This window comes from Pseudomonadota bacterium (assembly GCA_026388215.1).
Lineage (GTDB): Bacteria > Desulfobacterota > Syntrophorhabdia > Syntrophorhabdales > Syntrophorhabdaceae > JAPLKF01.
In genome coordinates this window covers 1-25,259 of record JAPLKF010000103.1, presented here as the reverse complement: position 1 = coordinate 25,259, position 25,259 = coordinate 1, and the positions used below count along the sequence as shown (strand labels likewise).

General features: G+C 40.7%; 29 protein-coding genes. 8 read left to right on the top strand and 21 right to left on the bottom strand.

What is annotated here, in order from left to right:
- Window positions 1-257: 257 nt before the first annotated feature.
- The 3 genes from NTU69_06080 to NTU69_06070 form a co-directional block, all read right to left on the bottom strand.
- The gene (locus NTU69_06080; GenBank protein ID MCX5803089.1) at window positions 258-935 is read right to left on the bottom strand and encodes a 4Fe-4S dicluster domain-containing protein; all 678 of its coding nucleotides are present in this window, start codon (window positions 933-935) and stop codon (window positions 258-260) included.
- Window positions 936-1,076: 141 nt separating this feature from the next.
- A complete protein-coding gene (locus tag NTU69_06075) occupies window positions 1,077-1,544 on the bottom strand; it encodes a hypothetical protein (protein MCX5803088.1) in 468 nt (155 codons plus the stop codon).
- Window positions 1,545-2,050: 506 nt separating this feature from the next.
- Window positions 2,051-2,962, bottom strand: coding sequence for a Ppx/GppA phosphatase family protein (locus tag NTU69_06070; protein MCX5803087.1), 912 nt, complete (start codon window positions 2,960-2,962; stop codon window positions 2,051-2,053).
- Window positions 2,963-2,999: 37 nt separating this feature from the next.
- On the opposite strand from NTU69_06070, the gene NTU69_06065 reads away from it, so the two are divergent.
- Window positions 3,000-3,740: a cytochrome c biogenesis protein CcdA gene (locus tag NTU69_06065; GenBank protein ID MCX5803086.1), complete on the top strand. Its 741-nt coding sequence runs from the start codon at window positions 3,000-3,002 to the stop codon at window positions 3,738-3,740.
- Window positions 3,741-3,837: 97 nt separating this feature from the next.
- Here NTU69_06065 and NTU69_06060 read toward each other — a convergent pair whose 3' ends face one another.
- From NTU69_06060 to fusA, 17 genes are all read right to left on the bottom strand, one after another.
- Window positions 3,838-4,743 carry an RNA polymerase factor sigma-32 gene (locus tag NTU69_06060; protein MCX5803085.1) on the bottom strand — a complete coding sequence of 302 codons (906 nt, stop codon included), beginning with the start codon at window positions 4,741-4,743 and terminating at the stop codon, window positions 3,838-3,840.
- Window positions 4,733-5,743, bottom strand: coding sequence for an XdhC/CoxI family protein (locus NTU69_06055; protein ID MCX5803084.1), 1,011 nt, complete (start codon window positions 5,741-5,743; stop codon window positions 4,733-4,735). Before NTU69_06055 ends, NTU69_06060 begins: the two co-directional genes overlap by 11 nt.
- Window positions 5,744-5,838: 95 nt before the next feature.
- Window positions 5,839-6,666, bottom strand: coding sequence for a selenium-dependent molybdenum cofactor biosynthesis protein YqeB (gene yqeB / locus NTU69_06050; GenBank protein MCX5803083.1), 828 nt, complete (start codon window positions 6,664-6,666; stop codon window positions 5,839-5,841).
- Entirely contained in the window at window positions 6,666-7,682 is a 1,017-nt protein-coding gene (locus tag NTU69_06045; GenBank protein MCX5803082.1) for a molybdopterin-binding protein, read from the bottom strand. The genes yqeB and NTU69_06045 overlap by 1 nt, the downstream gene beginning before the upstream one ends.
- Window positions 7,669-8,274: a nucleotidyltransferase family protein gene (locus NTU69_06040; protein ID MCX5803081.1), complete on the bottom strand. Its 606-nt coding sequence runs from the start codon at window positions 8,272-8,274 to the stop codon at window positions 7,669-7,671. The genes NTU69_06045 and NTU69_06040 overlap by 14 nt, the downstream gene beginning before the upstream one ends.
- Window positions 8,275-8,395: 121 nt before the next feature.
- Window positions 8,396-8,593 (bottom strand): DUF1858 domain-containing protein, encoded by a 198-nt coding sequence (locus NTU69_06035; protein MCX5803080.1) that lies wholly within the window; start codon window positions 8,591-8,593, stop codon window positions 8,396-8,398.
- A 23-nt stretch (window positions 8,594-8,616) separates the two neighbouring features.
- Window positions 8,617-9,150: an AmmeMemoRadiSam system protein A gene (gene amrA / locus NTU69_06030; GenBank protein ID MCX5803079.1), complete on the bottom strand. Its 534-nt coding sequence runs from the start codon at window positions 9,148-9,150 to the stop codon at window positions 8,617-8,619.
- Window positions 9,151-9,165: 15 nt separating this feature from the next.
- The gene (gene amrB / locus NTU69_06025; GenBank protein ID MCX5803078.1) at window positions 9,166-10,005 is read right to left on the bottom strand and encodes an AmmeMemoRadiSam system protein B; all 840 of its coding nucleotides are present in this window, start codon (window positions 10,003-10,005) and stop codon (window positions 9,166-9,168) included.
- A 97-nt stretch (window positions 10,006-10,102) separates the two neighbouring features.
- On the bottom strand, window positions 10,103-10,924 hold the full coding sequence (locus NTU69_06020; protein MCX5803077.1) for an amidohydrolase family protein: 822 nt from the start codon (window positions 10,922-10,924) through the stop codon (window positions 10,103-10,105).
- Window positions 10,925-11,054: 130 nt separating this feature from the next.
- On the bottom strand, window positions 11,055-11,939 hold the full coding sequence (gene sucD, locus NTU69_06015; GenBank protein MCX5803076.1) for a succinate--CoA ligase subunit alpha: 885 nt from the start codon (window positions 11,937-11,939) through the stop codon (window positions 11,055-11,057).
- Window positions 11,940-12,094: 155 nt separating this feature from the next.
- Window positions 12,095-13,264 carry an ADP-forming succinate--CoA ligase subunit beta gene (gene sucC, locus NTU69_06010; GenBank protein ID MCX5803075.1) on the bottom strand — a complete coding sequence of 390 codons (1,170 nt, stop codon included), beginning with the start codon at window positions 13,262-13,264 and terminating at the stop codon, window positions 12,095-12,097.
- Window positions 13,251-13,838, bottom strand: coding sequence for a 2-oxoacid:acceptor oxidoreductase family protein (locus tag NTU69_06005; GenBank protein ID MCX5803074.1), 588 nt, complete (start codon window positions 13,836-13,838; stop codon window positions 13,251-13,253). The genes sucC and NTU69_06005 overlap by 14 nt, the downstream gene beginning before the upstream one ends.
- A gap of 2 nt (window positions 13,839-13,840) precedes the next feature.
- Entirely contained in the window at window positions 13,841-14,677 is an 837-nt protein-coding gene (locus NTU69_06000) for a 2-oxoacid:ferredoxin oxidoreductase subunit beta (GenBank protein ID MCX5803073.1), read from the bottom strand.
- Entirely contained in the window at window positions 14,677-15,819 is a 1,143-nt protein-coding gene (locus NTU69_05995) for a 2-oxoacid:acceptor oxidoreductase subunit alpha (GenBank protein MCX5803072.1), read from the bottom strand. The genes NTU69_06000 and NTU69_05995 overlap by 1 nt, the downstream gene beginning before the upstream one ends.
- On the bottom strand, window positions 15,800-16,063 hold the full coding sequence (locus tag NTU69_05990; GenBank protein MCX5803071.1) for a 4Fe-4S dicluster domain-containing protein: 264 nt from the start codon (window positions 16,061-16,063) through the stop codon (window positions 15,800-15,802). Before NTU69_05990 ends, NTU69_05995 begins: the two co-directional genes overlap by 20 nt.
- A 158-nt stretch (window positions 16,064-16,221) precedes the next feature.
- The gene (gene dtd, locus NTU69_05985) at window positions 16,222-16,665 is read right to left on the bottom strand and encodes a D-aminoacyl-tRNA deacylase (protein ID MCX5803070.1); all 444 of its coding nucleotides are present in this window, start codon (window positions 16,663-16,665) and stop codon (window positions 16,222-16,224) included.
- Between the two features lie 15 nt (window positions 16,666-16,680).
- Window positions 16,681-18,774 (bottom strand): elongation factor G, encoded by a 2,094-nt coding sequence (gene fusA / locus NTU69_05980; protein ID MCX5803069.1) that lies wholly within the window; start codon window positions 18,772-18,774, stop codon window positions 16,681-16,683.
- A gap of 258 nt (window positions 18,775-19,032) precedes the next feature.
- Between fusA and rpmH the strand changes: the two genes are divergently transcribed.
- From rpmH to NTU69_05945, 7 genes are all read left to right on the top strand, one after another.
- Window positions 19,033-19,167, top strand: a complete 135-nt coding sequence (gene rpmH, locus NTU69_05975; protein ID MCX5803068.1) for a 50S ribosomal protein L34 — start codon at window positions 19,033-19,035, stop codon at window positions 19,165-19,167.
- A gap of 129 nt (window positions 19,168-19,296) precedes the next feature.
- The gene (rnpA, locus tag NTU69_05970) at window positions 19,297-19,632 is read left to right on the top strand and encodes a ribonuclease P protein component (GenBank protein ID MCX5803067.1); all 336 of its coding nucleotides are present in this window, start codon (window positions 19,297-19,299) and stop codon (window positions 19,630-19,632) included.
- The gene (gene yidD, locus NTU69_05965) at window positions 19,632-19,841 is read left to right on the top strand and encodes a membrane protein insertion efficiency factor YidD (protein ID MCX5803066.1); all 210 of its coding nucleotides are present in this window, start codon (window positions 19,632-19,634) and stop codon (window positions 19,839-19,841) included. Before rnpA ends, yidD begins: the two co-directional genes overlap by 1 nt.
- 12 nt (window positions 19,842-19,853) lie before the next feature.
- Window positions 19,854-21,437: a membrane protein insertase YidC gene (yidC, locus tag NTU69_05960; protein MCX5803065.1), complete on the top strand. Its 1,584-nt coding sequence runs from the start codon at window positions 19,854-19,856 to the stop codon at window positions 21,435-21,437.
- A gap of 9 nt (window positions 21,438-21,446) precedes the next feature.
- Window positions 21,447-22,109 carry a protein jag gene (locus NTU69_05955; GenBank protein MCX5803064.1) on the top strand — a complete coding sequence of 221 codons (663 nt, stop codon included), beginning with the start codon at window positions 21,447-21,449 and terminating at the stop codon, window positions 22,107-22,109.
- Entirely contained in the window at window positions 22,096-23,463 is a 1,368-nt protein-coding gene (gene mnmE, locus NTU69_05950) for a tRNA uridine-5-carboxymethylaminomethyl(34) synthesis GTPase MnmE (GenBank protein ID MCX5803063.1), read from the top strand. The genes NTU69_05955 and mnmE overlap by 14 nt, the downstream gene beginning before the upstream one ends.
- Before the next feature lie 299 nt (window positions 23,464-23,762).
- On the top strand, window positions 23,763-24,974 hold the full coding sequence (locus NTU69_05945) for an IS481 family transposase (protein MCX5803062.1): 1,212 nt from the start codon (window positions 23,763-23,765) through the stop codon (window positions 24,972-24,974).
- A gap of 26 nt (window positions 24,975-25,000) precedes the next feature.
- On the opposite strand, the gene NTU69_05940 is transcribed toward NTU69_05945, so the two are convergent.
- Window positions 25,001-25,259: type II toxin-antitoxin system PemK/MazF family toxin (locus NTU69_05940; protein ID MCX5803061.1), on the bottom strand; the 259-nt coding region annotated here is incomplete at its 5' end.

The following is a 25,259-nucleotide window of genomic DNA, read 5'->3' as shown; positions in this document are numbered from 1 at the left end:
TTATATTTCAAAGCCTGACCCCATTTTTACATTCCGTACAAGTGAGTAAAATCTCTCGCCCTTTGAGTGTAGGCCGCTAACCCCTTCCCAAAATTCGGTTTTGGTTAACTTTAAAGAAGACATGATTCACCCCCATTTTTTCCAACAATGAATTATAGATATGATCGACCATGGCATAACGATTAAGCTGAGTGGTGGTGTTTTTGCCGTCCACTCAAGCGGCTTGTTATATGCATATTGATTGTATATACAAAATCTTATGTTTTATCAGACTTCTTTTTCAGCACTCTTAATCCATGGGGACAGACTGCTGAGCAAATTCCGCAGTTATGCCCACTGTGATAATGAAAGTAGTGTTCCTTTTTCCATTGATCACATGCCCAAACATCCAATATCTCTTCACGTGGCAATCCCGGATACCATGCGTTGCCTTTCAATGCTTTTGCAGGACAGGCTTCTACGCAGCGTGTACAACGACCGCAGAAGTTTCTCTCTTTTGGCGGCCCACACGGAAGTTTAATGTCGGTGAAAACGGTTCCCAATCGAATCCATGATCCGAACGGGCGCGTTATAAGTTGACAATGACGACCTACCCAGCCCAACCCTGCTCTTGTTGCTGCTGTTTTGTGGGGAAAATCCCCTTTGATATTAACCGTATCGGTACGATCCGAAGCCGCCAGCGGTTTGGATCGAAAACCTCTGACTTTGATTTCGGCTGCTAATGCTGCTGATAATTCATTGATATGATTGTTCACTTTGGCATATTCATCAACGTATGTTTGGTTAGGCCCATTCTGGATACTGACCATTATTTGGGGGTTCATTGGAATAGCCCATGAAAGAGCGAAAGGAAATCTTTGTCCTGTTTCATCCTGGGGTGTGGAAAAATCCCGAAGATCTGCCGCACCCCATAAGGTAATCTTGTGTACTTCCATCCACTCAGTAAGCCATATAGGGGCAATTATTGATAGATCAGACAATTCATTCCTCGTATTTTTAAGTAATTGTTGCATATAACACAAAAATCAGCCGGAGCTGCAAGCGATCGGCTGCATTGTTTCGTTATGTAATACTAATCAAATTCTATTCCACTCAGCCTGCTCAGAAATCCGCAACTTACTTTCGATAGCCTTATAGTCCTTGGTTGGAATGAACCACAGAGATATTTTACGGCCTGCGTCGGCTGCCTGATATATCAGATTATTAAATCGGCAGTTTGTTTCTTGTCCACCCACGTAACAGTTCCTCGGGGATATGATTCCGTAGCCCATATTGTAACGTGACGATAGATTCAAACACTCCCCAATATATTTGAGTTCTCCTTCAACGACAACGGCATATACACCGCTTACCTTGTGGCCGTTTGGTGTCTTAAACCTACAAAATGGGCCTTTCCCGTAGCTGTTCAGAGACAAATTGTTCTTGTTCTTGTACCTTGATTGTGGCATGTACTGCTTTACAGAACCGTCCAGATTTCGCTCCGGGTCGATAGCACATATGTATCTGAATTCAAATGCCCCTATTTTCATATACCTACCAATCATTATGTGGCCTTATCGGCTTTTTTGTTGAACCAGTCAAAAATTGATGGATCGCCGTTATAAATTCCGCCAGCCCTCGTCCTTTGGCAAGTAAGGGGCTGTCCCCAGCAGTCTTCATGGATCCTCACTTCTCCGGTACGTGGGCAGCCTATGATTGTCGGGCGGCCAGCGGTGATTTCAGCACGAACGGTATATTTTGTTCCTCTGGATGATACGCATGTGGCAGGCCCATAATGTCTCAAACAATCGTAAATTTGTTTGAAAGACGGCCAATTGTCTTTTTGGTCCTTAGTGACTTTCATTTCTTTCATTTGGTTCTATTCATTCACATAACTTATTTTTTAACCTTATTCTACATATGATCCCATTTTATAATTGGTAAGGGTGGTTTGTCAAGGAATTGATGCCTAAAAACATTGCAAATAAATTACTTTTTCTGTAATTATATTGGAAGCTTACGAATCGCTTCTTTTTCTTAAGAAAGGGAATATCAAACCACAGAATATATCCTATTGGAGAAGGGATCCCAGCTTTTCATAAATAACCCCATACCGCACGCCATTTGCGCTTACGATTATCTCATCCGCTTTGAAGTACGACATAATTTCTTTCAAAAGAATAATACCCTGGAGGATAATATCCTCCCTACCCTTCTCCATGCCCCTGATTGCCCTTCTTTCAGGTGTTGTCATAGCCTTCAATCTCTTTATCACACCTCCAATATCTTTATACAATATATTAAGGCCATGGATTCTGCTTTTGTCATAATTTTCAAGGCCGAGAATAATACTCGCAAGGTTTGTTATTGTACCGGCAGTTCCTATGACCCTGCAATTCTTTCCATCAAAAGGAAATGAAATTGTTTCTCTGATAAAACCTGTTAAAGATGCAATTTCATTATCTTCTGGAGGGTCATGCCTGACAAACATCTCGGTTAGTTTCACAGAACCTATTGGTAAGGAGACAAAATTTGTAAATTCCTCTCTATTACCCTTTATAACTTCTGTGCTTCCACCACCGATATCAATGATGATGAACTGCTCTCCCTTCATCCGCTCATCATGTTTTATTGAAAGATACGTATAATAAGCCTCTTCGTACCCACTTATTACTCTGATGGAGATACCCAGTTTATCTTTCACCAGCCTTAAAAAGGCTTCACTGTTTTTTGCTTCCCTCAGAGCACTCGTTCCCACACAGTAAACACCCTTAACCCCATGTCTTTCCGCAAGTTCTTTATAGTTTTTTAAGGCTGAGAATGTCCGTGTCATTGCCCTTTTCGAAAGGTTGCCCCTTTTCTTTAAACCCTCCCCCAACCTTGTAATGGTAGATATGTCAAGGACATCCCGCACATCTTTACCTGCATCAACTATCAAAAGCAAAACAGTATTAGTCCCAATATCAATAGAGGCATATTTCATTTGACAACCCTACAGAAAAACAAATATTATAGCTTCAATGATTTTTACCGGTCTCATCTCCTTTATTGACTTCACCAGCATTGTAGCCTTTTCAACAGGTATGCTGTCCTTTTTCAGCCCATGCATTTTACCACTTGTCCCTTCATACCTTATCTTCATAAGCGGCATAACCTTTGATAATTATAATGAACTTGAATTTAAAAAATACAGAAAAATCGTGTTAATACATTCCATATCCTTCATTTTTGGATTTTCTGTTGTATTTGTATCGCTGGGCATATCATCCTCGCTGATCGGAAAATTTTTATCCACATATCAGACATATATTATGAGATTCGGGGGGCTTATTCTGATACTAATGGGGTTATATTACCTGAACATCATAAGAATACCCATGCTAAATCATGAAAAAATCATCCACTTAAAGGAAAAACCTGTAGGCCTCCTGGGATCTTTCATTGTAGGAATAACATTCTCTGTCGGCTGGACACCATGTGTTGGGCCTGCCCTTTCCTCAATACTTATCATAGCCTCAACCACACAAAACATACTGGAAGGCATTTACCTTTTAAGCCTTTACTCCCTGGGTCTCGCCATACCATTTATTATATCTGCTCTTATCTTTGATAGATTGTTTACTCTTTTAAAAAAATTTAGTCACATTGTGCGTTATTCCATGAAGGTTATGGGAATACTATTAATAATTATTGGCGTGCTGTTATTCAGCTCATACTATAGCACATTAAGTCTCAGGCTCGGACAACTGATAGCATTTTGATGTCAGAGACATTATCAGAAAGATAAAGTAAGCAGTATGCAGTAAGGAGTATGCAGTATTTTTGAAAGCTAATAGCTGATGGCTAAAAAATAAACTATTAATAATCGAGCTCTTTAAGCTCTCCTTTAAATCTTGCCTTGAATTTGTTCAAAACTTTTTTCTCAATCTGTCTGACCCTTTCCCGTGAAATTTTAAATTTAGCTCCTATCTCCTGAAGGGTCATAGGTTCTTCAGCCATTATACGTTTCTCAAATATATATACCTCTTTCTCGTTAAGTGTTTTTTTGAATTCCATGACCTTTCCTGAGAGTATTTCGCCCCTTTCTTTGTCTGCAATTACATCCTCTATGTTTTCATCCGTTTTAATCATATCCATAACAGTATCTTCGCTCTCTTCATAAAGAGGGGCTTCAAGAGAAACATCGGTATAGGCCAGCCTTTTCTGCATATCCTCTATCTCTTTTTCTTTTACATCAAGGGTACTCGCAAGAAGCTGAGGGGCGGGATAGACCCCGAGGGCTTCGAGCTTCTGTTTTTCTTTATTCAGCCTGTAAAATAATTTTCTCTGACTCTGTGTAGTTCCGATCTTTACAAGACTCCAGGAATCCATGATATATTTTAATATATAAGCCCTTATCCAGAAGGAGGCATAGGTTGAAAATTTCGTACCCTTATAGGGGTTGTATTTTTTCACCGCATGAAGTAATCCCACATTTCCTTCCTGGATAAGGTCAAGGATATTGAGGTATGTACTATAATATTCAAGGGATATCTTTACAACAAGCCTGAGATTCGAAATAACAAGTTTTTGTGCCGCTTCCCTGTCTTTGTGCTTGTATACCTTCATGGCAAGCCTCAACTCCTCATTCCTTGAAAGAATCGGGTATTTCGATACCTCGGAGAGATACTTCTTCAGAGGGTCAAAAGGGGTTGGCAGGCTTTTCTCTATATCAGGCTCTATTATTTCCGTGTTTTCATCAGGGAATATTTCGTCAACCAACATCCTGTTGCTCTCCTCTTACTTTTATAAGTTCTGCAACTATACTAATGGCTATCTCCTGTGGTGTTTCAGCATTAATGTGAATGCCAATAGGTGCATGTACGCCATCTAAGGTCTTTTCATCAAAACCGCATTCCCTGAGATGGCCGTAAACCATCTTTACCTTTCTTTTGCTCCCAATCATTCCTATATATTTTACTGGTTTTCTAAGGGACTCCTCAAGCACCTCTGCATCGTATCTATGACCCCTGGTAAGTATCGCTATATACTCATCCCCTGTGAAATCCAGACGGTTGAATACTTTTGTAAAATCTTCAACGATCACTTCATCGGCCTCGGGAAATCTCTCCCGATTTGCAAATTCTTCCCTGTCGTCAATCACTGTAACATGAAAATCTACTATTTTTGCTATCTTTGAAAGGAACTGCGACACATGTCCTGCTCCAAATATATATAATGGAGAAGATACCTGTATCGCTTCAACCACTTCCCCATCAACGACCACAGGCTTCTTTTCATATAAATAATCTTTCAGTCTCTCAACGGTTTCTCTGTCCAGCGGATCGCCAATAATTTCTAAATCCTGTCTAATAAGAGTCTTGGAAAAGATATTCTGTCCGAACCTTGTGACAACAATGCCCCTTTTCCCTTTTTTCTCAAGTAACCTAATTCCCTCGTATACCTCGCTATACCTTTTGAGTATTGGTTCCAAAAGTATATCTACATTTCCTCCGCAAAGCATCCCTTCCTCTTCTATCGTCCTGGCATCCATCCTGATATGCAGTATCTTCGTCTCTGTCTTTTTCATCATGCCCAGTGCTTCCTTGTATGCATCAGCTTCAAGCCTGCCACCACCAACGGTCCCAAAAGCCTTTCCATCTTCACCCACAAACATCTTTGCCCCCACATCTCTCGGGGCAGAGCCAGCCCTGTATATAATAGACGCGAGTATTCCTTTCTGTCCGTTTTTGATGTATTGTTCAATGATCCCGTATAAGTCCATCAACAACTCCCTGTTCATATTTTAGTAAGCACTAAGGAGTATGCAGTAAGCAGCTCTTGCCTTCTGCTTACTGTTTACTGCCTACTGTTTACTACCTACTGGTTCTCAAAGTGCATAATTGCCTCAAGTACACCCCCACCGATAGCCCTTGCCTTCTCTGTGATAGTAAAGCAATACTCCTTCTTTCCCCTCGGGTCTATATCCCCTATTTTCTCATTTATTCCAACATTTATCTCACGAATAAGACCTCTGAGTAAACCATTAATAGATGCGGGAACAGGTGTCCCATTTATATAGAGTACAACATCGCCTTTTTTAACTTCATCTCCAATTTTTTTCACGTGTTTTATCTTTCCGGCATGTGGTGACCTGAGAACCCGCTCATGGGTAATCCCCTCAGTAGGTGCTGGTATCCCTGTATGAGGTTCTGCAGAACCATTGTATATAACCCTGCCAAGGTTATGCCCTCTGTTGCTTTCCACAACAACGTGAACATCTGAAGGGGCTATAAAACCAGGTCCTACACCAATTACAAGAGATGCCTCACTTTTCTTCGTCCCTGTATTCCTCTTCGCCATGATAGCATCAATTACAACATCAGGTTTTAATTCTTTAATAATCTTCCATTTAGGGTCCACCATTATAGCTATTTTATTTCTTTTCCAAACCTCAAAAATATTATCAAAACTCTCAGTATGCTCTGCCTCAACACCTTCCACATCCATTTCTCCCTTATATACAGCTTCAGAAAATGCAACAGTTCTTCTCACGCTTAGCGGTTCTAGTATCTCTGTCATCAAAATATTACGGATATTTGCCATAAAAAGCCTGTGAGCGATACCGGTTGCCATCTCACCCGCCCCCTTGACGACAATTTTTAAATTTGAAATTTGAAATTTGAAATTTGAAATTTTTCTTCCCATCATGGTCCTTTTCCAAAAAAACACGTAGGGTAATGGCACACATCACAATTCAAACACAAGCCACCATACGATAGCTTCACCATGTCATTCTTGTGTATTTTCTCTCCAGCCATAATTCTTGTAAGTATTATATCCAACACTGTATACCTGTTGTAATATACACAAGCAGGTGCACCCAAAATGTATTTCCCTTTCAAGCGTGCAACAAGAAACATGGCACCGGGGAAAACGGGTGTCCCATAGAACAATACCTTAGCCCCTGTCGATTCTATCCCTTCTTTTGTCACATCATCCGGGTCTACAGAAAGCCCTGCAGTCGTTATGACAACTTCAGCATCCTTATTGAAAAGCTTAAAAATAGCATCCCTAATTGCAGAAATGTCATCAGGGGTTATCATTTTATCTATTACCTCAAGCCCATAATCTTTCAGTTTCTCCTCTACAACATAAGAACCATCCTTTACCCTGCCGGTATACACCTCGTTCCCGGTGATTACCAGACCTACCCTGAGGGACTTAAATGGACTTATTTTTATAACACCCTTTTCCCCTACCCTTTCAACCTTTTTTAATTCCCTTTCTTTTATGTAGATGGGGATAATCCTTGTTGCAGCAACTATGTCTCCTTCTTTCACGGGATGTCTATTGGGAACAGTGCTTAAAAGCACATCCTTAATCCTGTTTATTTCATAAAGATACCTGTCACTCACATAAAAAAGGCCTTTAACCTTACTCTTTATACCCACCTTGCCTTCTTTCGGTGGGATAGTCTCCATATTATTATCCATTATAGACCTGGCAATTCTTAAGCTTGCCTCATCCTCATGGACACCCCTTACCTCACCCTCAAATACATATACATATCTTTTTCCAAGGTCTAAAAGTTTATCAATATCCTCTTTTTTTATGATTTCCCTCCTCCTGAATGCCACATCCTTTTTCTCCCCGGGTATGATTTCAGTAATGTCATGGGCAAGTATCATTCCAAGAGCTTCTTCTATCTTAACCTTCTTCAATTTTGTACCCTCTCTCTTTTAGAATATTTACATCTTCAATATTATCAATATCGAATACGTTTCCCTCATCGCCTTCAACAAATAACACATCCTTTAAATGTTTTTCTATGATTTCCCTCAGGCCCTTATCACCTTTAAGCAACCTCATTTCTTCAATGTATGGGTTTACACACATAAGCACTGGATGCCCTTTTACATTCTTATATACTGGGACAGCCATGTTGACATTACCATTCTGATATAAACCCAACATAAGGTTTATTGTCTCTTGCTTAACAAACGGTTTATCCCCAAGATGAAAAAATACCCCATCCGCATCACTAATAAAAGGTAATGCCGCCTTTATTGACGTAGACATGCCTTCCATATAGTATGGGTTCTCAATAAATTTTAGAGTAAACCCCTCAAGTTCCTTCTTAATACTATCCTCTTCAGGACCTGTGACTACAAAGACCCTGTCGATACCCCCCGTTAAAAAGGGGACTATGGATCTCCGGATTACTGTCTGTCCATCTATTTTTAAGGTAAGTTTGTTGAAACCAAGCCTGCTGGAGATGCCTGCAGCCAAAATTACTGTATATATTTTACCCATAAAAATTCAGCCAATAGCTATCAGCAATCAGCACTTTAGCTTGCTATCTTGAAGACTTGCCAGTTTAATGGCTGATCGCTGATCCCGCCGGAGGCGGGACTGGTAGCTGATTTTTTTGACATCAACCCTTTTTTGCTACCCCATTGAGATCATTTATCAAAGCTTCGAGATCTATACCATGAATTTCAGCACCCTGTTCAATATTCTCAAAAAGAGCAGCCTGACACCCAACACAACCCAGTCCATATCTTTCAAATATGGGGATGGTTTCTGGGTATCTTTTCACAACCTCTTCAATTGACATGTTCTTATTAATCATCCTTTTGCTCCTTAAAAGTTCTTTTAAAATACCTCTGCAGAGAAAATATAAATATCTGTATCCTCAGACTGCCAAGCATCCTTTGGAAGCCCTGCTTTGTAACATGTATACTCAAGAAAGGTAATTTTATCCCACTTATTTTCTGTTGCAACCTGAGGAAGCAAAAGACCTGAATGCAAGCCTTTTTCAATAAAAAGACCATGTACTCCTACCTCTATTTCCTCTATATCTTTTATTTTCTTCATAGGTGTTAACACAGATATTTCTAAATCAATCTTGTTCCACTCACCCATGTCAACCGAATCAAATCTCGGGTCATGGAAGGCTGCCTGCAAGGCTACTTCTTTCACGGTTTCATAAAGAGGTAAAATACCTCTTATATATCCTATACAACCCCTTAATTCGCCTTTTTTCTTAAGTGTAACAAAAGCACCTGCCTTCACCTTCAATGCTTCTGGTATTGTATAAGATATATCCTTTTTGCCAAAAAGAACACCTTCAATTGTATCCCTTGCCATTTGTTTCAGCTGACTTTTTTCCTCATCAGAAAGACTCATGTTAAACCTGCTCCTTCATTGTTCATGTTTTTTATAAAACACACTTGATACATAACCAACTACGCTGCTCTTATCCCCGGATACGTCCCCAGAATTTGCATATTTCAGAACCTTACCATTTGTGGCGCCAAGCCTTTTTGACAACATCATGGTTGTGACCATAGGACCTGCTCCACAGGCCTCGCACTTATTACTTTCTAAATCTTTTATCATACCAGGTGTATCAAAATCTTCAAGATGTTTCACAATCACAGTATCGAGCTCCACTGCATTAAAATAAGGATTATAATGGGAAAGGTCAGTACTCCCAACAACTAAAAACTTTTTATTCTTGTCCTTTATAACATCATATATACATATTGATAATTTCTCACATATATCAAAAGCCTGATTTCCCATGATCAAAGGGATAATTTTGAACTTTTTCAACACAGTCTGTAAAAAAGGTAGCTGAACTTCAAGTGAATGTTCTCCTCTATGGGCTTCTACATTGGGACTTACCAACCTATCCTTTTTAAAAATCTCAACCGCAATCTCTTCATCTACATCCACCATTCCAAGGGACGTTCTGTAACTTCCTTGCTCCAATATTGCCACACTATCAAAATACATCCTGTGACTCGGTGCTATTATGATAACCGTATCGTATGTCCTATTCATTATAGCCTTATAACCATAAGCAGCAACCTGCCCTGAATACATATAGCCTGCATGGGGAGAAATAACCCCGATGACATCCCCTCTTAGCGTATCAGGGAAAACATTATTCAGGTAGCTCTCAACATCTCTCTGGAGGGTTTTGGGGTTATCTGGATAAAATGTTCCACTAACAGCAGCTTCTCTTACAAAACCCATTTGACCTTCCCCTTAAATACTTTCTCTTTCTAATCCTAAACAAACTAATTATAACACATATTTTATTTTATAGAAACCAAGGTATCAATAGTAAAGTTCAAGAAAGTCCAAGTACATCTAAGGCGTTCTTTGCTAATATTCTTTCTTTAATCTCATTATTGAGGGGAAGGCCATATACCCTTTCAATTAGTGGTTTAATATCAGGCACACCCGGCCAATCGCTTCCAAATATAAACCTATCCTGACACTTCTCAAGGTTTGGAAAAATCCTTAGAAGATGTTTAGCAGGAATCCCGGTTATCCCTATGTAAATATTCTTATGACGTGTTACAAGCCAGTATGCCTTCTCATACCAGAAAGGACGGCCTCCATGTTCAAGAATAATCTTGATATGAGGGAATTCCTGAGCCACTTCGTCCAGGAAAAGCGGGTCACCATATTTAACCAACGAACCTTTAAATATTGATGTCCCAGTATGAAATATTAATGGAACCTTTAAATGCTGAACCGTTTCATAAAAGGAAAAAAGTTTCTCATCGTTTGGATAAAAATGGGCATAGGTGGGAAGCATCTTGAAACCCATTATCCCCAGATTTTTAACCGCATTTTCAGCCTGTTCCTCAAGGGCAATCCCATTATACAGGCATATAGACCCGAAAGGAATTAATTCCTTATGGTTCCGGCAGAATTCGGATGTAAATTCATTCGTCACAACGCCTGTGGCTTTTGGCGCATATTCTGAAAGCACCACTGCTCTATCCACATCCTGTGTCTTAAGGTAAGATGCAACACCCTCTGGCGTAATATTTTCTGAAAAATTTTCATAGTAAGAAGGATTGTTCTGCCTGAAGTAATCTATTACCCAGGGCGTCCAGTGTTCCTTTGTACCCACATGTAAATGAAAATCAATAACCTTCATTATTAGCCCTCTGATGGACAACCTCTACGCCTGGACAACAGATGACCGCCCCCGCCATTAGCTTATATCACTATGACGGTCGAAAAATGCACCCCTCGTCCTTCGTCCCTTGTCTATCCTGCATAGTGTATTATGTATCATGTATCGTGCGTAGCACGTCTGCTAACGTTTCTCCTATCTCCGCGGGATTTTTAACCACTGTAATGCCTGCTTCTTCCAGTGTTTTGATCTTTGACCTGGCATCTCCTACCCCACCGGATACGATAGCACCTGCATGACCCATACGTCTTCCGGGCGGGGCTGTAATACCTGCAATAAACGCAACTACAGGTTTGGTTATATACTTACTAAAATACTCCGCTGCTTCCTCCTCTGCCCTGCCACCAATCTCACCAATTATTACCACTGCCTCTGTTTCTTTATCATTCTCAAATAGTTGAAGCACATCTACAAAAGAAAGACCAACAATCGGGTCTCCTCCTATGCCTATACAGGTTGATTGACCTATTCCCATTCTGGTAAGCTGGGCTACCACTTCATATGTGAGGGTTCCACTTCTCGAGGTGATGCCCATCCTTCCTGGCATGTGAATGTAACCAGCCATAACCCCGATCTTGCATTTTCCCGGCGAGATAACACCCGGGGTATTGGGACCTATCAATTGTATATTTTTTCCTTTCATATACTGTTTCACAGCAATCATATCCAGGGTGGGGATTCCTTCAGTGAGACATACAACAATTTCAACCCCTGCTTCAACCGCTTCCATTATAGCATCTGCAGCAAAAGGAGGGGGGACAAAGATTGCTGATGCATTCGCCCCTGTAACCTTTATAGCATCTTTTACAGTGTTAAAAACAGGGATTCCATCAAATGTCTGGCCCCCTCGTCCTGGCGTAACCCCTGCCACCACCTTTGTTCCATACTCTGCCATCTGTCTTGTATGGAAAACCCCTTCATTACCTGTAATACCCTGTACCACAACTTTTGTATGTTCATCAACGATAATGCTCAAACATTCCTCTGTAATGAATAACCAATAATCAAATTTCAATAACCAGACAATATCCAATACACAATTGTCAATAACCAAACTTTTGGTGATTGGTTATTGGTAATTATTTGGAGCTTGATTATTGGTGATTGGTTATTAATCAATTTTCAATCCGTTCATTGTAAGGTTGCAAGTGCGGTTACTACTTTCTCAGCCGCATCTTTCATCTCCTGGGTCACGGTAAAGGAGAGGTTTGATTCTGCAAGAATTTTACGCCCTATTTCTACATTTGTCCCCTCCAGTCTGATAACCATAGGAAGATTAATTCTTAATTCCTCCGCAGCCTCAACCACCCCTTTCGCCAGGGTATCACAACGCAAAATACCGCCAAATATGTTTATAAAAACTACCTTAACATCCGCATCAGAAAGAAGAATTTTTAAGCCCTGTTTAACCATTTCAACTGTAGCCCCTCCTCCAACATCAAGAAAATTTGCAGGCTCAGCACCGACCAGTTTTATCAAATCCATCGTTGCCATTGCCAGACCTGCCCCATTAACCATACAGCCCACATTGCCTTTTAATTTGATATAGTTCAAGTTATATTTTGATGCCTCTACTTCCAGCGGGTTTTCTTGAGAGGTATCCCTTAAGGATGATATTTCCTGGTGTCTAAAAAGGGCGTTGTCATCAAAATTTAATTTTGCATCAAGGGCTACTACTTCCCCTCCCCTTGTCACTACAATGGGGTTTATTTCTGCAAGAGAGCAATCCTTCTCAATAAAAAGGCGATATAGATTTATAATAATCCCGCTGAACTTTCGTGCAAGCGATGCATCAAGCCCCAGAGAAAAGGATAACCTGTTTGCCTGAAAGGGCCTTAAGCCAACTGCTGGATTTATCACCTCGGTAAACACCTTTTCGGGTATCTCTGCTGCGACCTTTTCAATCTCCATACCGCCCTCTGCACTTGCAAGCACCGTTGGGCATACCTTCACTCTATCAATAACCACACCCAAATATATCTCCCTTTTCACATCAAGCAATTCTTCCACCAGTAAGCTCTCCACTGGCTTTCCTTCTTCACCTGTCTGCGGAGTAATGAGTCTTGTCCCCAGGAGCCATGAAGCTATTTCCTCTGCTTCTCCTGGACTATGAACTATCTTTATTCCTCCCCCCTTACCCCTACCACCAGCATGGATCTGCGCCTTAAGAACAAGGGGGCTTGTTCCGATATCTGTTGCTGCCTGATAAGCTTCTTGTGGGGTTCTTGCTAAATTACCATGTGGAATTGGGATTCCATATTCTTTAAATAATGCCTTAGCCTGATACTCATGTATCTTCATCTGCCCAATCACTAACCGTTTGGGGCGCAATATTCTTTTTAAACCTTTTTGCTGCAGTCATGCCGGCCCTTAACGCATCACGGTTCAATTTCTCTGTCCCCACAGGCACCCTTGCAAGGACAGCAGATTCTATAGCCTTTGGCGTAACAATAGAGGTTAACTTTGTAATTGCACCGAGGGCAATGATGTTTGCTACCATTTCCCTTTTAAACTTCTCCCGGGCAATCCTGGTAAAGGGAATCTGGTATGCCTTTGATGTGGGAACCTGTGTAACAAAGGTAGAATCTACGATCAGTACGCCTTCTGGTTTGAGATCCATATAAAAGTCGTCACAAGACTTTTGATTCATGGCAAGAAGAAGATCCAGCTTCAGCGCCTTGGGATAATCAACCTCCTCATCGCTCACAACCACTTCTGCCTTGCTTGAACCTCCTCTCGCCTCCGGTCCATAACTCTGAGTTTGAGCAACAAACTTTCCATCATAAATTCCGGCTGCCTCTGCTAAAATAATCCCCATCAGAATTAATCCCTGCCCCCCTGAACCACTCAAGCGAATATCGTAACGAAAACCCATATCTACTTTTTATCTACCCCCTTAGACCACTGTCTTATCTTATTATACTCATCCTGATAGACTGGAAGCTCTCTATCCACCAATACACCTATCCGAAACTTATCTTTTAGCTCCTCTTCCTTCATCTGGTTAGCCTTCTCAACAGTCACGGCATGATCCCGCTGCCACTGCATCATCTCCACTGCTGAACCCATACGGTTTAGCCTTCCATATTGGGTGTGGCAATGGGCAATAACTTCAACAACGGAAAAACCCACTTTTAAAAATGCCTTTTCCATCAGGTTGTCCAGAAGCTTTGCATGGTAAACTGTCCCTCTTCCAACAAACACTGCACCGGCAGTAACTGCTAATTCTGATATCTTGAAGGCCTGCTCTACATTAGAATATACCGTGGTTGTGGATTTCATTCCATAAGGCGTTGTGGGTGAGTATTGCCCACCTGTCATACCATAGACACTGTTGTTCAGGATTACTGCAGTAAGGTCAATATTCCTCCTGGCAGCGTGTATGAAATGATTCCCCCCAATTGCCACCGCATCACCATCGCCCATGATTACAATAACCTTAAGGCTCGGTTTTGCAAGCTTAATACCTGTAGCAAAGGTGAGTGCCCTACCATGGGTAGTGTGAAGGGTATTAAAATCGACATAGACTGGTAGCCTTCCTGTACAACCAATACCTGAGACCATAACAATTTCATCCTTGGTATAACCAGTCCGGTCAATTGCCCTGATAAGGGCGCCTAACATAATCCCAATCCCGCAACCAGGACACCAGACATGAGGAAATTTCTTGTCATGTCTCAAGTATTTATGGATCAATTTGGTTATTTCAGCCATCAAGATACCTCCTTGATTCTGGCCAATATCTCCTGGGGTGTAATAATCGTCCCGTCTATTTTGTTGAGGGTAAAAACCTTTGCATCACCTTTATTGACCCGTTTAACCTCTCTGGAAATCTGCCCCATATTCATCTCAGGAACGATAATGGTCTTTGAGGTTCTTAAGACCTTCTCCACCTGAGCCCTCATAAAGGGCCATATTGTATTAAGCTTGAGAAGACCCACCTTTATCCCTCTCTCTCTTGCATCAATAACTGCCCTCTTTGCTGACCTGGCAACACAACCATAAGCAATGATTGTAATATCAGCATCATCGGTCTGGAAGAATTCCCCTATTTGAATTTCAGAGTAATTCTGGCTGATCTTTCTAAAAAGCCTCCTGATAAAAGGGTCTATCTCATCGGGCCTTGAAGTTGGGAATCCTCTAATATCATGGGTCAACCCGGTAACATGGTACCGGTAGCCTTCACCAAAATTAGCCATTGCAGGTACTCCCCTGGGAGTGTCTTCATACGGGATATACCATTCTGGTGGAACTGTAGGTTTTACCCTATTGATTATTTCAACCTCATCCTCATCAGACAGGTCTATTTTCTCCCTCATATGGGCTACAACTTCGTCAACAAGGACTATTACAGGGTTACGAAACCTTTCAGAAAAATTAAAAGCTTTAATAGTAAGGTCATAACACTCTTTAACTGTCGACGGGCAGAGTGCTATGATTGGATGATCACCGTGAGTCCCCCATCTGGCTTGCATTACGTCGCTCTGAGAAGGCGATGTGGGGAGCCCTGTACTTGGTCCTCCTCGCATTGCATTCACAATAACACATGGAACTTCAGCGATGATTGCAAACCCCAAATTCTCCTGCATCAACGAAAAACCAGGACCGCTTGTTGCAGTCATCGATTTCACCCCAGCGAGAGAAGCACCAATTACAGTACCAAGACTTGCAATCTCATCTTCCATCTGGATAAATGTTCCATCCACTTTGGGCAGTTTTACTGACAATAGCTCAGAGATTTCTGTTGCCGGAGTTATAGGATAACCTGCAAAAAACCGGCAACCAGCACGGAGAGCGCCCTCCACAATAGCTTCATTGCCCTGAAGTAGTTTCTCTTTATGAACTTTCTTTCTCAACTTTCTCCCTTACTCCCTTTTCATGTTTTTTCTTTTGCTCGACAGTAATAGCAAAATCGGGACATCTTATTTCACACCACCCACAATTTATACATTTCTCAATTTCTTTCACATAAGGGTAACCTGCTTCGTCTCGAGCAAGGGCACCAGCAGGACAAAAAGCAACGCATATCCCACAAGCCTTGCACCATGCCTTATAAATGTCTATATTTGGAACCTCTTTCTTTTGCTTTTTTTCCGGCATTACAAACCTGATTTATTCACAAAATATATTTACTCCACCCTTCTTTAATATGTTCTGATATTTTAATACCACACACATTTACTCTGTCAAGCTTTTTCACCGGATTATCTGTAGGTAATTGATCGAAAGGTTGTAAAAAGGGTATATTAGTATAAAGATTATAACTTAGAATCTATAATAAACGTTACAGGACCTTCGTTAATAAGCGAGACATCCATAAAGGATTGAAAAAGACCACTTTCTACTTTTCCTATTCTTGCCTTTGCCTTTTCTACGAATAGGTCAAAGAGTTTTTTTGCCTCATTGACCTCCATGGCGTCAGTAAAAGATGGCCTTCTACCTTTGGAACAATCTCCGTAAAGGGTAAATTGCGAAACAACGAGAAGTTCACCATCAACATCTAACAGGGACTGATCGAACTTGCCATTTTCCTTTTCGAATATCCTTAAGTTAACAATTTTTTCCACCATCCACTGGATATCCTGAACAATATCGTCTCTTCCTATACCAAGAAAAACAAGTGAACCTCGACCTATTTCCCCAACAACTTTCCCATCTACTTCAACAGATGCATTTTTCACTCTTTGTATTACTGCTCTCATCTTACTCTTCAGTTTTTACTTCTCCTGTTCTTTACTCTTCTTTGCAAGCTCGATAATCTTCGGAGCTATATGGGCTGGAACTTCTTCATAATGGGAAAATTCAATGGTGAATGTCCCTCTTCCACCGGTCATGGACCTCAAATCGGGGGCATATTTTAAAACCTCTGCCATAGGCACAGTAGCCTTTACAACCTGGCTGCTGCCTTTAGTCTCAACCCCTATGATTTTGCCTCTTCGTGAATTCAAATCCCCCATCACATCACCCATATTTTCATCAGGAACTATTACTTCAATCTTCATTATAGGCTCGAGAAGCACAGGATGTGACATTTCCATAGCCTTCTTAAAACCCATGGATGCTGCTATTTTAAAAGCCATTTCTGAAGAATCCACATCATGATACGAACCATCATAAAGGGTAACCCTTAAATCCGTCACTGGATAACCGGCAAGCATGCCCTGTTCCATCGCCTCAATCACGCCTTTCTCAACCGCCGGTATATACTGTCTTGGAATTACCCCTCCAACTATCTTATCAACAAACTCAAATCCCGCACCCTTTGGTAATGGCGAAAGTTCAAGCCAGGTATCACCATATTGTCCTCTGCCACCGGATTGTCTCTTGTATTTCCCCTGAACCTTTGCTGTACCTTTTATCGTTTCTTTATAAGGAACCTTCGGTTCTTTTAACTCTACATCAACACCAAATTTCCTCTTTAGTTTCTCCACTATCACCTCTATGTGAACCTGTCCCATACCTGACAATAGAAACTCTTTTGTTTGCTCGTCCCTTGTGTACCTTATCGTCTGATCCTCTTCCATAAGTCTTTGAAGGGAAGAATTTAACTTATCTTCATCACCCTTTGCTTTTGGGTGTAAAGAGAAAGATATGAGCGGTGGTGTCAGCACAACCCCTTCATATTTAATGGGTGCCTTCTCATCGCACAGGGTATCCCCTGTTCCTGCCTCCTTCAGTTTCGCTACAACCGCTATATCGCCTGCTGATGCAAAGCCTGCAGGCTTCTGTTTCTTGCCAACAAGGTAAAATATCTGTCCTATCCGTTCTTTTTCCTCCTTTGAGATATCGAGGACACTCATATCAGGATGAAGCTCTCCTGAATACACCCTGAAAAGCGTTAATTTCCCCGCAAATGGGTCGGTAATTGTTTTAAAAATAAAAGCACTGAACGGCTTACCTGCTGACATTTCTCTTTTTACTTTATTCCCTGTTTTCGGGTCTATCCCTTCTACTTCTTTTTTATATGTAGGTGGAGGGAAGTACTTAACCACATTATCCAGCAGCATCTGAATACCTATATTTTTGGCAGCAGACCCGCACATAACAGGGACTATTTTTCTGTTCCATATCCCCTCCCTTAGGCAACGCTCAATTTCTTCTTCCTTTATTTCATCTCCGTTAAGATAGCGCTCCATAACTTTATCGTCCATCTCCACTGCTGCCTCTACGAGTTTTTCCCTGTACTTATTTGCTTCATCCAAAAATTCTTTCGGTATATCCACGCTATCAAAACTACCGGACAGGTCATTTTTATAAACATACGCCTTCATTGTAAGAAGGTCTATAACCCCTTTAAAACTACCTTCCTTACCTATTGGCAGTTGAATAACTAAAATCGCTTTGTCTTTAAAATTATTCTGAATATCTTCAACTGTTCTTTCAAAGTCAGCCCTTTCCCTGTCGAGCTTATTGATAAAAATACACGCTGGTATAGAAAATTCATTGGTATACTGCCATACCTTCTCTGTTTGCACCTTCACCCCGGAAACAGCGCTTACCACAACAACCGCCCCATCTACAACCCTCATACTGAGCTTGGCATCTGATATGAAATTGTCATCTCCGGGTGTATCAATAAAATTGATCTTGCTCTTGCCCCACTCAAAACATGCAAACGAAGAAGAAATCGTTATCTTTCTTTCAATCTCTTCAGGCTCATAGTCCATTAATGATGATCCATCATCCACCCTGCCAAGCCTGTTATTCTCTCCTGAAAGAAAAAGCATAGCCTCAACAATTGATGTTTTGCCTTCCCCTCCATGCGAAAATATACCTACATTCCTAATAGTATCAGGCTCATATTTTTTCATGTAAACTCCTTTCGAGGAAATTAAAAATAGATTAAATTCTGTGAATTTTACATGTCTTCCTTTAAAAAAGTCAAGATTAAAACCACAGCATCCAGAATCCAGAAGTGAGGATCCAGAATAAAATCTTTTACACCCATTCTGACTACTAATCCCACAGGGCGGGACTCAATTCTGGATTCTATAAAGCATTCACAATTATTGACATTACGCAACATTTTATGTTTAAGTAATATCTTCAGAATATACTGAGGTGAAATAATGAAGAGAACATACCAGCCTCACAATAAAAGCAGAAAGAGAACACATGGCTTCCTTGTGAGAATGCAAAGTGCTTCGGGAAGAGAAGTAATCAGAAGAAGACGTGCTAAAGGAAGGAAAAGACTCACTGTTTAGAATCAGTGAGGAGTGGCTAATGAAAAATTCGGTATTTGATTATTTTTGATTTTTGATTTTTGATTTAAAAATCCGAAATCCGAAGTTAAAAATAGTATTAACTTATCACCCATAACTGCTTTAAAAACAATGGCAAATACCCTAACAAAAAATGAAAGATTGAAAAAGGGTGATTTCAGAGGTATAAAATGGACAAAATATGGAGAAACATGCCATTTTATACTTTTGGGAAACGAAAATAAGTATTGTGTAAAAAGGATTGCCATAACCATAAATAAAAAGGCAGGGGGAGCGGTTCTCAGGAATAGGTCAAGAAGGCTAATAAAAGAATTCTTCAGGTTGAATAAACACCTTTTCATAGACAATTATGATAATCTTATAAGGATAAAAAGGATACCGCAAAAATTAACCTGGAAAGATACAAGTGAAGAGTTACAGAAACTATTAGGAATGAAGACATTATAATGAAAAAACTTATTGTTATAATATTAGACATATACAGGATACTTATATCTCCATACATCCCTACAGAATGCAGGTTCCACCCAACCTGTTCCTGTTATATAAAGGAAGCGATAGAGAAAAAGGGTATTTGCAAAGGTATTTTTTTGGGTTTTAAAAGAATTCTAAAATGCAATCCCTTATACCCTGGTGGATACGACCCTGTAAAATAACGGAGGTAGTGAATGGAAAAAAGGACCTTAATAGCGCTGTTTTTGACTATAGTAATATTGTTTTTCTTCCAGATGTACTTTGTCCCCAAACAACAACCCAAGACAAAAGAACAACAACAGAAAACTGAAGAAAAAAAGGAAATCACCGATAAAAAGGAGGTTTCCCCAGCAAAAAAGGATACACCAGCAAAAAAGATTGAAAAAGCTGAAATAAAACCACAAAAAGACGTTGTAGTAGAAACACCCCTCCTGAAGGTCACGTTCACAGACATTGGTGGCGGTATAAGCAGCGTAAAGTTAAAAAGATATAAAGAACTTGTGAAAGAAAGCAAACCAAAAGAAATTATAGAGGATATCAAGCCATACATCTATCTTCCAAAGTTATTTAAGGTTGTAGATGGTGAGATTATAGATGACCGTACCTATTTTAAACCTGACAAAACAAATATAACAATACAGGATAAGCCAGAAACACTCGTGTTTACTGGAAACCTCACCAACGGAAAACAAGTAAAAAAGATATATACCTTTTATCCTGATAATTACATCATCGATATGAAAATTGAAACAGAGGCTTCAGATAAAGAAAAGGCGTTAATGGATTTTGCAGTCATTAATGGCAAAAATCCATCAAGCTATACATTTAAAGGTCCATTTGTGTTTAACGGAAAAAAATTTGGACAGATAGAGAAGATAGAAAAAAATATAGAAATTGAAAAAACCTATAAGTACGCAGGCCTCGATGAAGGTTTTTTTGCCTTTATCTGGATTTCCGATGAGGATTCTAAATTCCCTCTCACAATTCTAAAAACAGAAAGTAATACCCCTGTTCTGAGGTCAACCCTTGATAAAGGGACACTTTCAGGAAAACTTTATTTTGGGCCCAAAAAATCAGATATACTAAAAAATTTAAATGTTGGTGCCGAAAAGATTGTAGATTTTGGGTGGTTTGATATTATCGCAAAACCGTTGATTCTTGAGTTGAATCTTTCAAACAGGCTTACCCACAATTACGGTATTGACATCATCCTGCTCACCATTCTCATCAAGATTATTTTCTACCCCTTAAGTGTGAAGAGTTATAAATCCATGAAAGAAATGCAGAAGATGCAGCCGATCATCTCAAAACTCAAAGAAAAATACAAAGATGACAAGCAGAAATTAAATCAGGAGATGATGGACCTCTACAAAAAGAAAGGCATAAACCCCATGGGTGGATGCCTTCCCATGATAATTCAAATTCCTGTCTTCTTTGCCCTTTATAAGGCACTCTCAGGGGCAATAGAACTCAGGCATGCACCTTTTATGCTCTGGATAAATGACCTTTCAGCGCCTGAAGACCTCTTTTCATTTAGCATCGCCGGATACTCATTGCCTATAAGAATCCTGCCTCTGGTAATGGGTGTCACACAGGTAATCCAACAGAAAATGACACCAACAAGCGCAGACCCGATTCAGGAAAAGATGATGTTATTCATGCCTATATTTTTCACCTTTCTATTCTGGGGCTTCCCATCAGGCCTTGTCCTCTACTGGCTTGTCAATAATGTAATATCCATTGCTCAACAATACTACATAAACAAGAAGGTTTCTTGAGGGGGCAACATGGACTCCATAGAAGTTGAAGGGAAAACTTATGAAGATGCAATTAAAAAGGCATCAATTGAATTAAATGCAGAAGAAAAAGACCTTGACATAGAAGTTAAAGAAGTTGATACAAAGGGCTTTCTGGGATTACTCGGAAGTAAAAAGGTGAGAATTACAGCAAAGATAAAAGAAAAAGGTAATAAGAAAGAAATTGATACACCGGAAGGGTACGGCGAAAAATTCCTGAAGGAATTAAGCACATTTGTTGGTTTATCCTTCAATATAAAACTAACACATTACAACGATAGACTGATATTTCTTGTACAGTGTGACAACGGGGATATACTTATAGGAAAGGATGGTGAGACACTGGATGCCCTGCAGTATATATTGAGGCTCGCTATTGCAAAAAGATACAAACAGGGTTTGAAGGTTCTCATTGATATAAACGGTTACAGAGAAAAGAGGAAAAAGGCTTTAACAATAATGGCAAAGAGGCTGGCAGACAGGGTAAAAAGAACAGGTAAAAGTTTAAAAACCGATCCCTTAAACCCATATGAGAGGAGAGTAATTCATACCCTGTTCAAGCACAATAAAAACATAACAACAAAGAGTGAAGGTGAAGGGCATACCAAAAAGGTTGTCATCTCACTCAGAAAAAATATAAATGGAAACCGCTGAGACAATCTGTGCCATATCCACCCCTCCAGGCGAGGGGGGCATTGGCATAATAAGGATGAGCGGACAGCTTGCCCATTCCATACTAAAAAAGGTTTTTAAGGCCAAAAGAAAAAAAGGCACATTTGTATCCCACAAATTATACCTCGGTTACATAATAAATCCGGAAAGCAAAGAAAAAATAGATGAAGTATTTGCAGTATTCATGCATGCACCGCATACCTACACAAGGGAAAACATAGCAGAGGTTCATTCCCATGGCGGGTTAGCAACACAGAAAAATATACTATCCCTCATGATGCAACATGGAGCACGGCTTGCCGAGCCAGGTGAATTCACAAAAAGGGCCTTTTTAAATGGGAGAATTGACCTACTCCAGGCAGAATCTATTCTTGACATTATTCAGAGCGAGACGGATGAAGAATTGAAATATGCGGTAGAGTATCTGAGTGGTACACTATCACAAAAGATTAAAGGTTTAAAAGAACAGATCAAAAGAATACTTGTCGAGATAGAAGCACTAATAGATTTTCCAGAGGAAGATATAGAGGTCAACAAAGAAGAACAACTTTTGACACTGAACAGAACGAAACAAAAGATTGAAGGGTTGATAGACTCCTATTATGAAGGCAGGGCGATCAAACACGGCTTCGAGGTTTTAATCATAGGTAGGGCTAATGTTGGTAAATCGAGCTTACTCAATGCCCTTCTTTTAAATGAAAAGGCAATAGTAACCCCCCTGCCGGGAACCACACGGGACATGGTAGAGGATACGATTCACATAAAAGGTATTAAATTGAAGATAATTGACACGGCAGGCTTACGGAAACCAAAAGATATCGTGGAAAAGGAAGGAATAGAACGGGTTCACAGGAAGATTCCTAAAGTTGACCTTATTGTCTGGGTGCTTGACGGCTCTGAAAAATATACTGCAGAAGATGAAGAAATATACAGGAACATAGATGATAAAAACAAGGTGGTTGTAATCAACAAAATAGACCTGACTCAAATACTTGAAAGGGAGATATTGCAAACAAGAGGCTTGAAGTGGATTGAAATATCCGCATTAAAAGACATGGGGCTTGATACACTCAAAGACACAATATACGGACAACTCATGGGAAAAGGTATCAAAAGCAATAAAACGGTCATAACAAATCTAAGACACAGGGATGCCCTTATAAAAACCAGAGAGGCGATAGAAAGGGCAATTATGTGTAAAGAAAAGGATGAACCCCTGGAATTCTTAGCCTTTGAACTCCACGAAGCCCTTTTCTATCTTGGCGAGATTACCGGTGAAACCTGCCCTGAGGAAATCTTACATGAAATATTCGAAAGATTCTGCATAGGAAAATAATACTAAAAATACAACTTCTGTAACTCAATTGTAAGAGTCAGGATTTAATATATCAAAAATTGTCATGCAGAGGTGAGGCGCATATGTAGCGTGTAGCCTCAACCCTGTTGTTAGATATGCTTCCTCATCAGACGTATCCATTTTATCTCTTCGTTTTTATCCAGGTCTACAACCCCAACAACATAACCTTCGATCGGGACGTGGTTGCTGCACTGACCGAACGGGGAGATAGGTAACAAATTATTCTGGGTTGATGGGTAACACTTTTTGTATGATTCATGGGTACCAAGGAGGTGCCTATGGGTTGGAAAGGAGTTACCGTTATGGACCAGAGAATCAGATTTATTTCAGAGTATCTTGATGGATATTTCCCTGTCAACGAATTATGCCTTCAATTCTGTATCAGCAGAAAGACCGCATACAAGTGGATTAAGAGATATGAGAAACATGGGGCAGAAGGTCTTACTGACAGATCACACAAACCTCATTACTGTCCCCATGAGACGGATGCCGATATCATGAATGCCATCATTGAGGCCCGTCTCAAGCATCCCACCTGGGGACCGAAGAAACTCCTTGAGATTCTTGCTCCTTCCCATCCCGACCTTCCGGCAATCTCAACAACGGCCGATATCTTAAAACGTAACGGGCTCATTGTACCGGATAAACGAAGACTTCGCCGCTTACATCCCGGATGTCCGAAGACAACAACAAATCAACCCAACGATATATGGACGGCAGACTATAAGGGCCAATTCAAGATGAGAAACGGTCTGTACTGTTATCCCTTAACCGTATGCGATATGCATAGCCGCTATCTCTTAGGTTGTGATGGCCATGAAGCCATCTCCTTAGACCACACGAAACGCCACTTTACCAGACTCTTCCGAGAATATGGCCTGCCTCAGAGGATACGTACCGATAATGGTACTCCTTTTGCCTCAAGCGCCATAGCCAGGTTATCCGCTCTCTCTGTCTGGTGGATCAAACTGGGTATATACCCGGAACAGATAGAGCCGGGCAAACCCCAGCAAAACGGCAAACATGAGAGGATGCATCGTACCTTGAAGAAAGAAGCAACCATCCCTCCCGAGAAGAACCTTGTTGCACAGCAGCAACGCTTTGATGCCTTCCGCGAAGAATACAATACTCAAAGACCCCATGAGGCCCTTGGCATGAAAACACCGTCATCAATCTATGTTTCCTCAGATAGAACGATGCCGAGAAGACTCAAGCATTATGACTATCCATCCCACTTCGAAGTACGACGGGTAAGCAGGAACTCAGGCATTCGCTGGAGACACCGCTGGATTCAGGTAAGCAGTACCCTTGCAGAAGAATATATTGGATTTGAAGAGATAGAAGATGGTATACATAACGTATACTTTTGTGACATGTTGATCGGCAGATTCTACGAGGAGGTCTCGAAGATCAAGGATGTTATCGAACGGGTGCCGACGCGACCGCTTATTGTTGAATGTTGTAACCCATCAACCCGGAAGAAAGTGTAACCCATGTACCCGGATTGTACCCACCCCTATCCTAACAATAGCGTACCAAGCTTCTGCAACACTTCAGTGACTGTCCTACTGGGCAAACTACATATCAATTCCACGCTTCTCGCACGCCAATCCAAACTCTTAACTTGATCAGCCAAGATTGCTCCGGTGATAGATAGGCCTGAAGGGACGAGAACCTCGAATGGATAACCTTTGATTTGATTCGTGAGGGGACACAGTATAGCAAGTCCTACCTTGCCATTATAATTTGCAGGCGAAAGTACCAAAGCAGGGCGC

Bases quoted from the DNA above. Each gene is read 5' to 3' on its own strand.
- NTU69_06080 (MCX5803089.1), bottom strand. From the start codon at position 935: ATGGAAGTACACAAGATTACCTTATGGGGTGCGGCAGATCTTCGGGAT.
- NTU69_06075 (MCX5803088.1), bottom strand. From the start codon at position 1,544: ATGATTGGTAGGTATATGAAAATAGGGGCATTTGAATTCAGATACATA.
- NTU69_06070 (MCX5803087.1), bottom strand. From the start codon at position 2,962: ATGAAATATGCCTCTATTGATATTGGGACTAATACTGTTTTGCTTTTG.
- NTU69_06065 (MCX5803086.1), top strand. From the start codon at position 3,000: ATGATTTTTACCGGTCTCATCTCCTTTATTGACTTCACCAGCATTGTA.
- NTU69_06060 (MCX5803085.1), bottom strand. From the start codon at position 4,743: ATGTTGGTTGACGAAATATTCCCTGATGAAAACACGGAAATAATAGAG.
- NTU69_06055 (MCX5803084.1), bottom strand. From the start codon at position 5,743: ATGGACTTATACGGGATCATTGAACAATACATCAAAAACGGACAGAAA.
- yqeB (MCX5803083.1), bottom strand. From the start codon at position 6,666: ATGGGAAGAAAAATTTCAAATTTCAAATTTCAAATTTCAAATTTAAAA.
- NTU69_06040 (MCX5803081.1), bottom strand. From the start codon at position 8,274: ATGGGTAAAATATATACAGTAATTTTGGCTGCAGGCATCTCCAGCAGG.
- NTU69_06035 (MCX5803080.1), bottom strand. From the start codon at position 8,593: ATGATTAATAAGAACATGTCAATTGAAGAGGTTGTGAAAAGATACCCA.
- amrA (MCX5803079.1), bottom strand. From the start codon at position 9,150: ATGAGTCTTTCTGATGAGGAAAAAAGTCAGCTGAAACAAATGGCAAGG.
- amrB (MCX5803078.1), bottom strand. From the start codon at position 10,005: ATGGGTTTTGTAAGAGAAGCTGCTGTTAGTGGAACATTTTATCCAGAT.
- NTU69_06020 (MCX5803077.1), bottom strand. From the start codon at position 10,924: ATGAAGGTTATTGATTTTCATTTACATGTGGGTACAAAGGAACACTGG.
- sucC (MCX5803075.1), bottom strand. From the start codon at position 13,264: ATGAAGATACATGAGTATCAGGCTAAGGCATTATTTAAAGAATATGGA.
- NTU69_06005 (MCX5803074.1), bottom strand. From the start codon at position 13,838: ATGGGTTTTCGTTACGATATTCGCTTGAGTGGTTCAGGGGGGCAGGGA.
- NTU69_06000 (MCX5803073.1), bottom strand. From the start codon at position 14,677: ATGGCTGAAATAACCAAATTGATCCATAAATACTTGAGACATGACAAG.
- NTU69_05990 (MCX5803071.1), bottom strand. From the start codon at position 16,063: ATGCCGGAAAAAAAGCAAAAGAAAGAGGTTCCAAATATAGACATTTAT.
- dtd (MCX5803070.1), bottom strand. From the start codon at position 16,665: ATGAGAGCAGTAATACAAAGAGTGAAAAATGCATCTGTTGAAGTAGAT.
- fusA (MCX5803069.1), bottom strand. From the start codon at position 18,774: ATGAAAAAATATGAGCCTGATACTATTAGGAATGTAGGTATATTTTCG.
- rpmH (MCX5803068.1), top strand. From the start codon at position 19,033: ATGAAGAGAACATACCAGCCTCACAATAAAAGCAGAAAGAGAACACAT.
- rnpA (MCX5803067.1), top strand. From the start codon at position 19,297: ATGGCAAATACCCTAACAAAAAATGAAAGATTGAAAAAGGGTGATTTC.
- yidD (MCX5803066.1), top strand. From the start codon at position 19,632: ATGAAAAAACTTATTGTTATAATATTAGACATATACAGGATACTTATA.
- yidC (MCX5803065.1), top strand. From the start codon at position 19,854: ATGGAAAAAAGGACCTTAATAGCGCTGTTTTTGACTATAGTAATATTG.
- NTU69_05955 (MCX5803064.1), top strand. From the start codon at position 21,447: ATGGACTCCATAGAAGTTGAAGGGAAAACTTATGAAGATGCAATTAAA.
- mnmE (MCX5803063.1), top strand. From the start codon at position 22,096: ATGGAAACCGCTGAGACAATCTGTGCCATATCCACCCCTCCAGGCGAG.
- NTU69_05945 (MCX5803062.1), top strand. From the start codon at position 23,763: ATGGGTTGGAAAGGAGTTACCGTTATGGACCAGAGAATCAGATTTATT.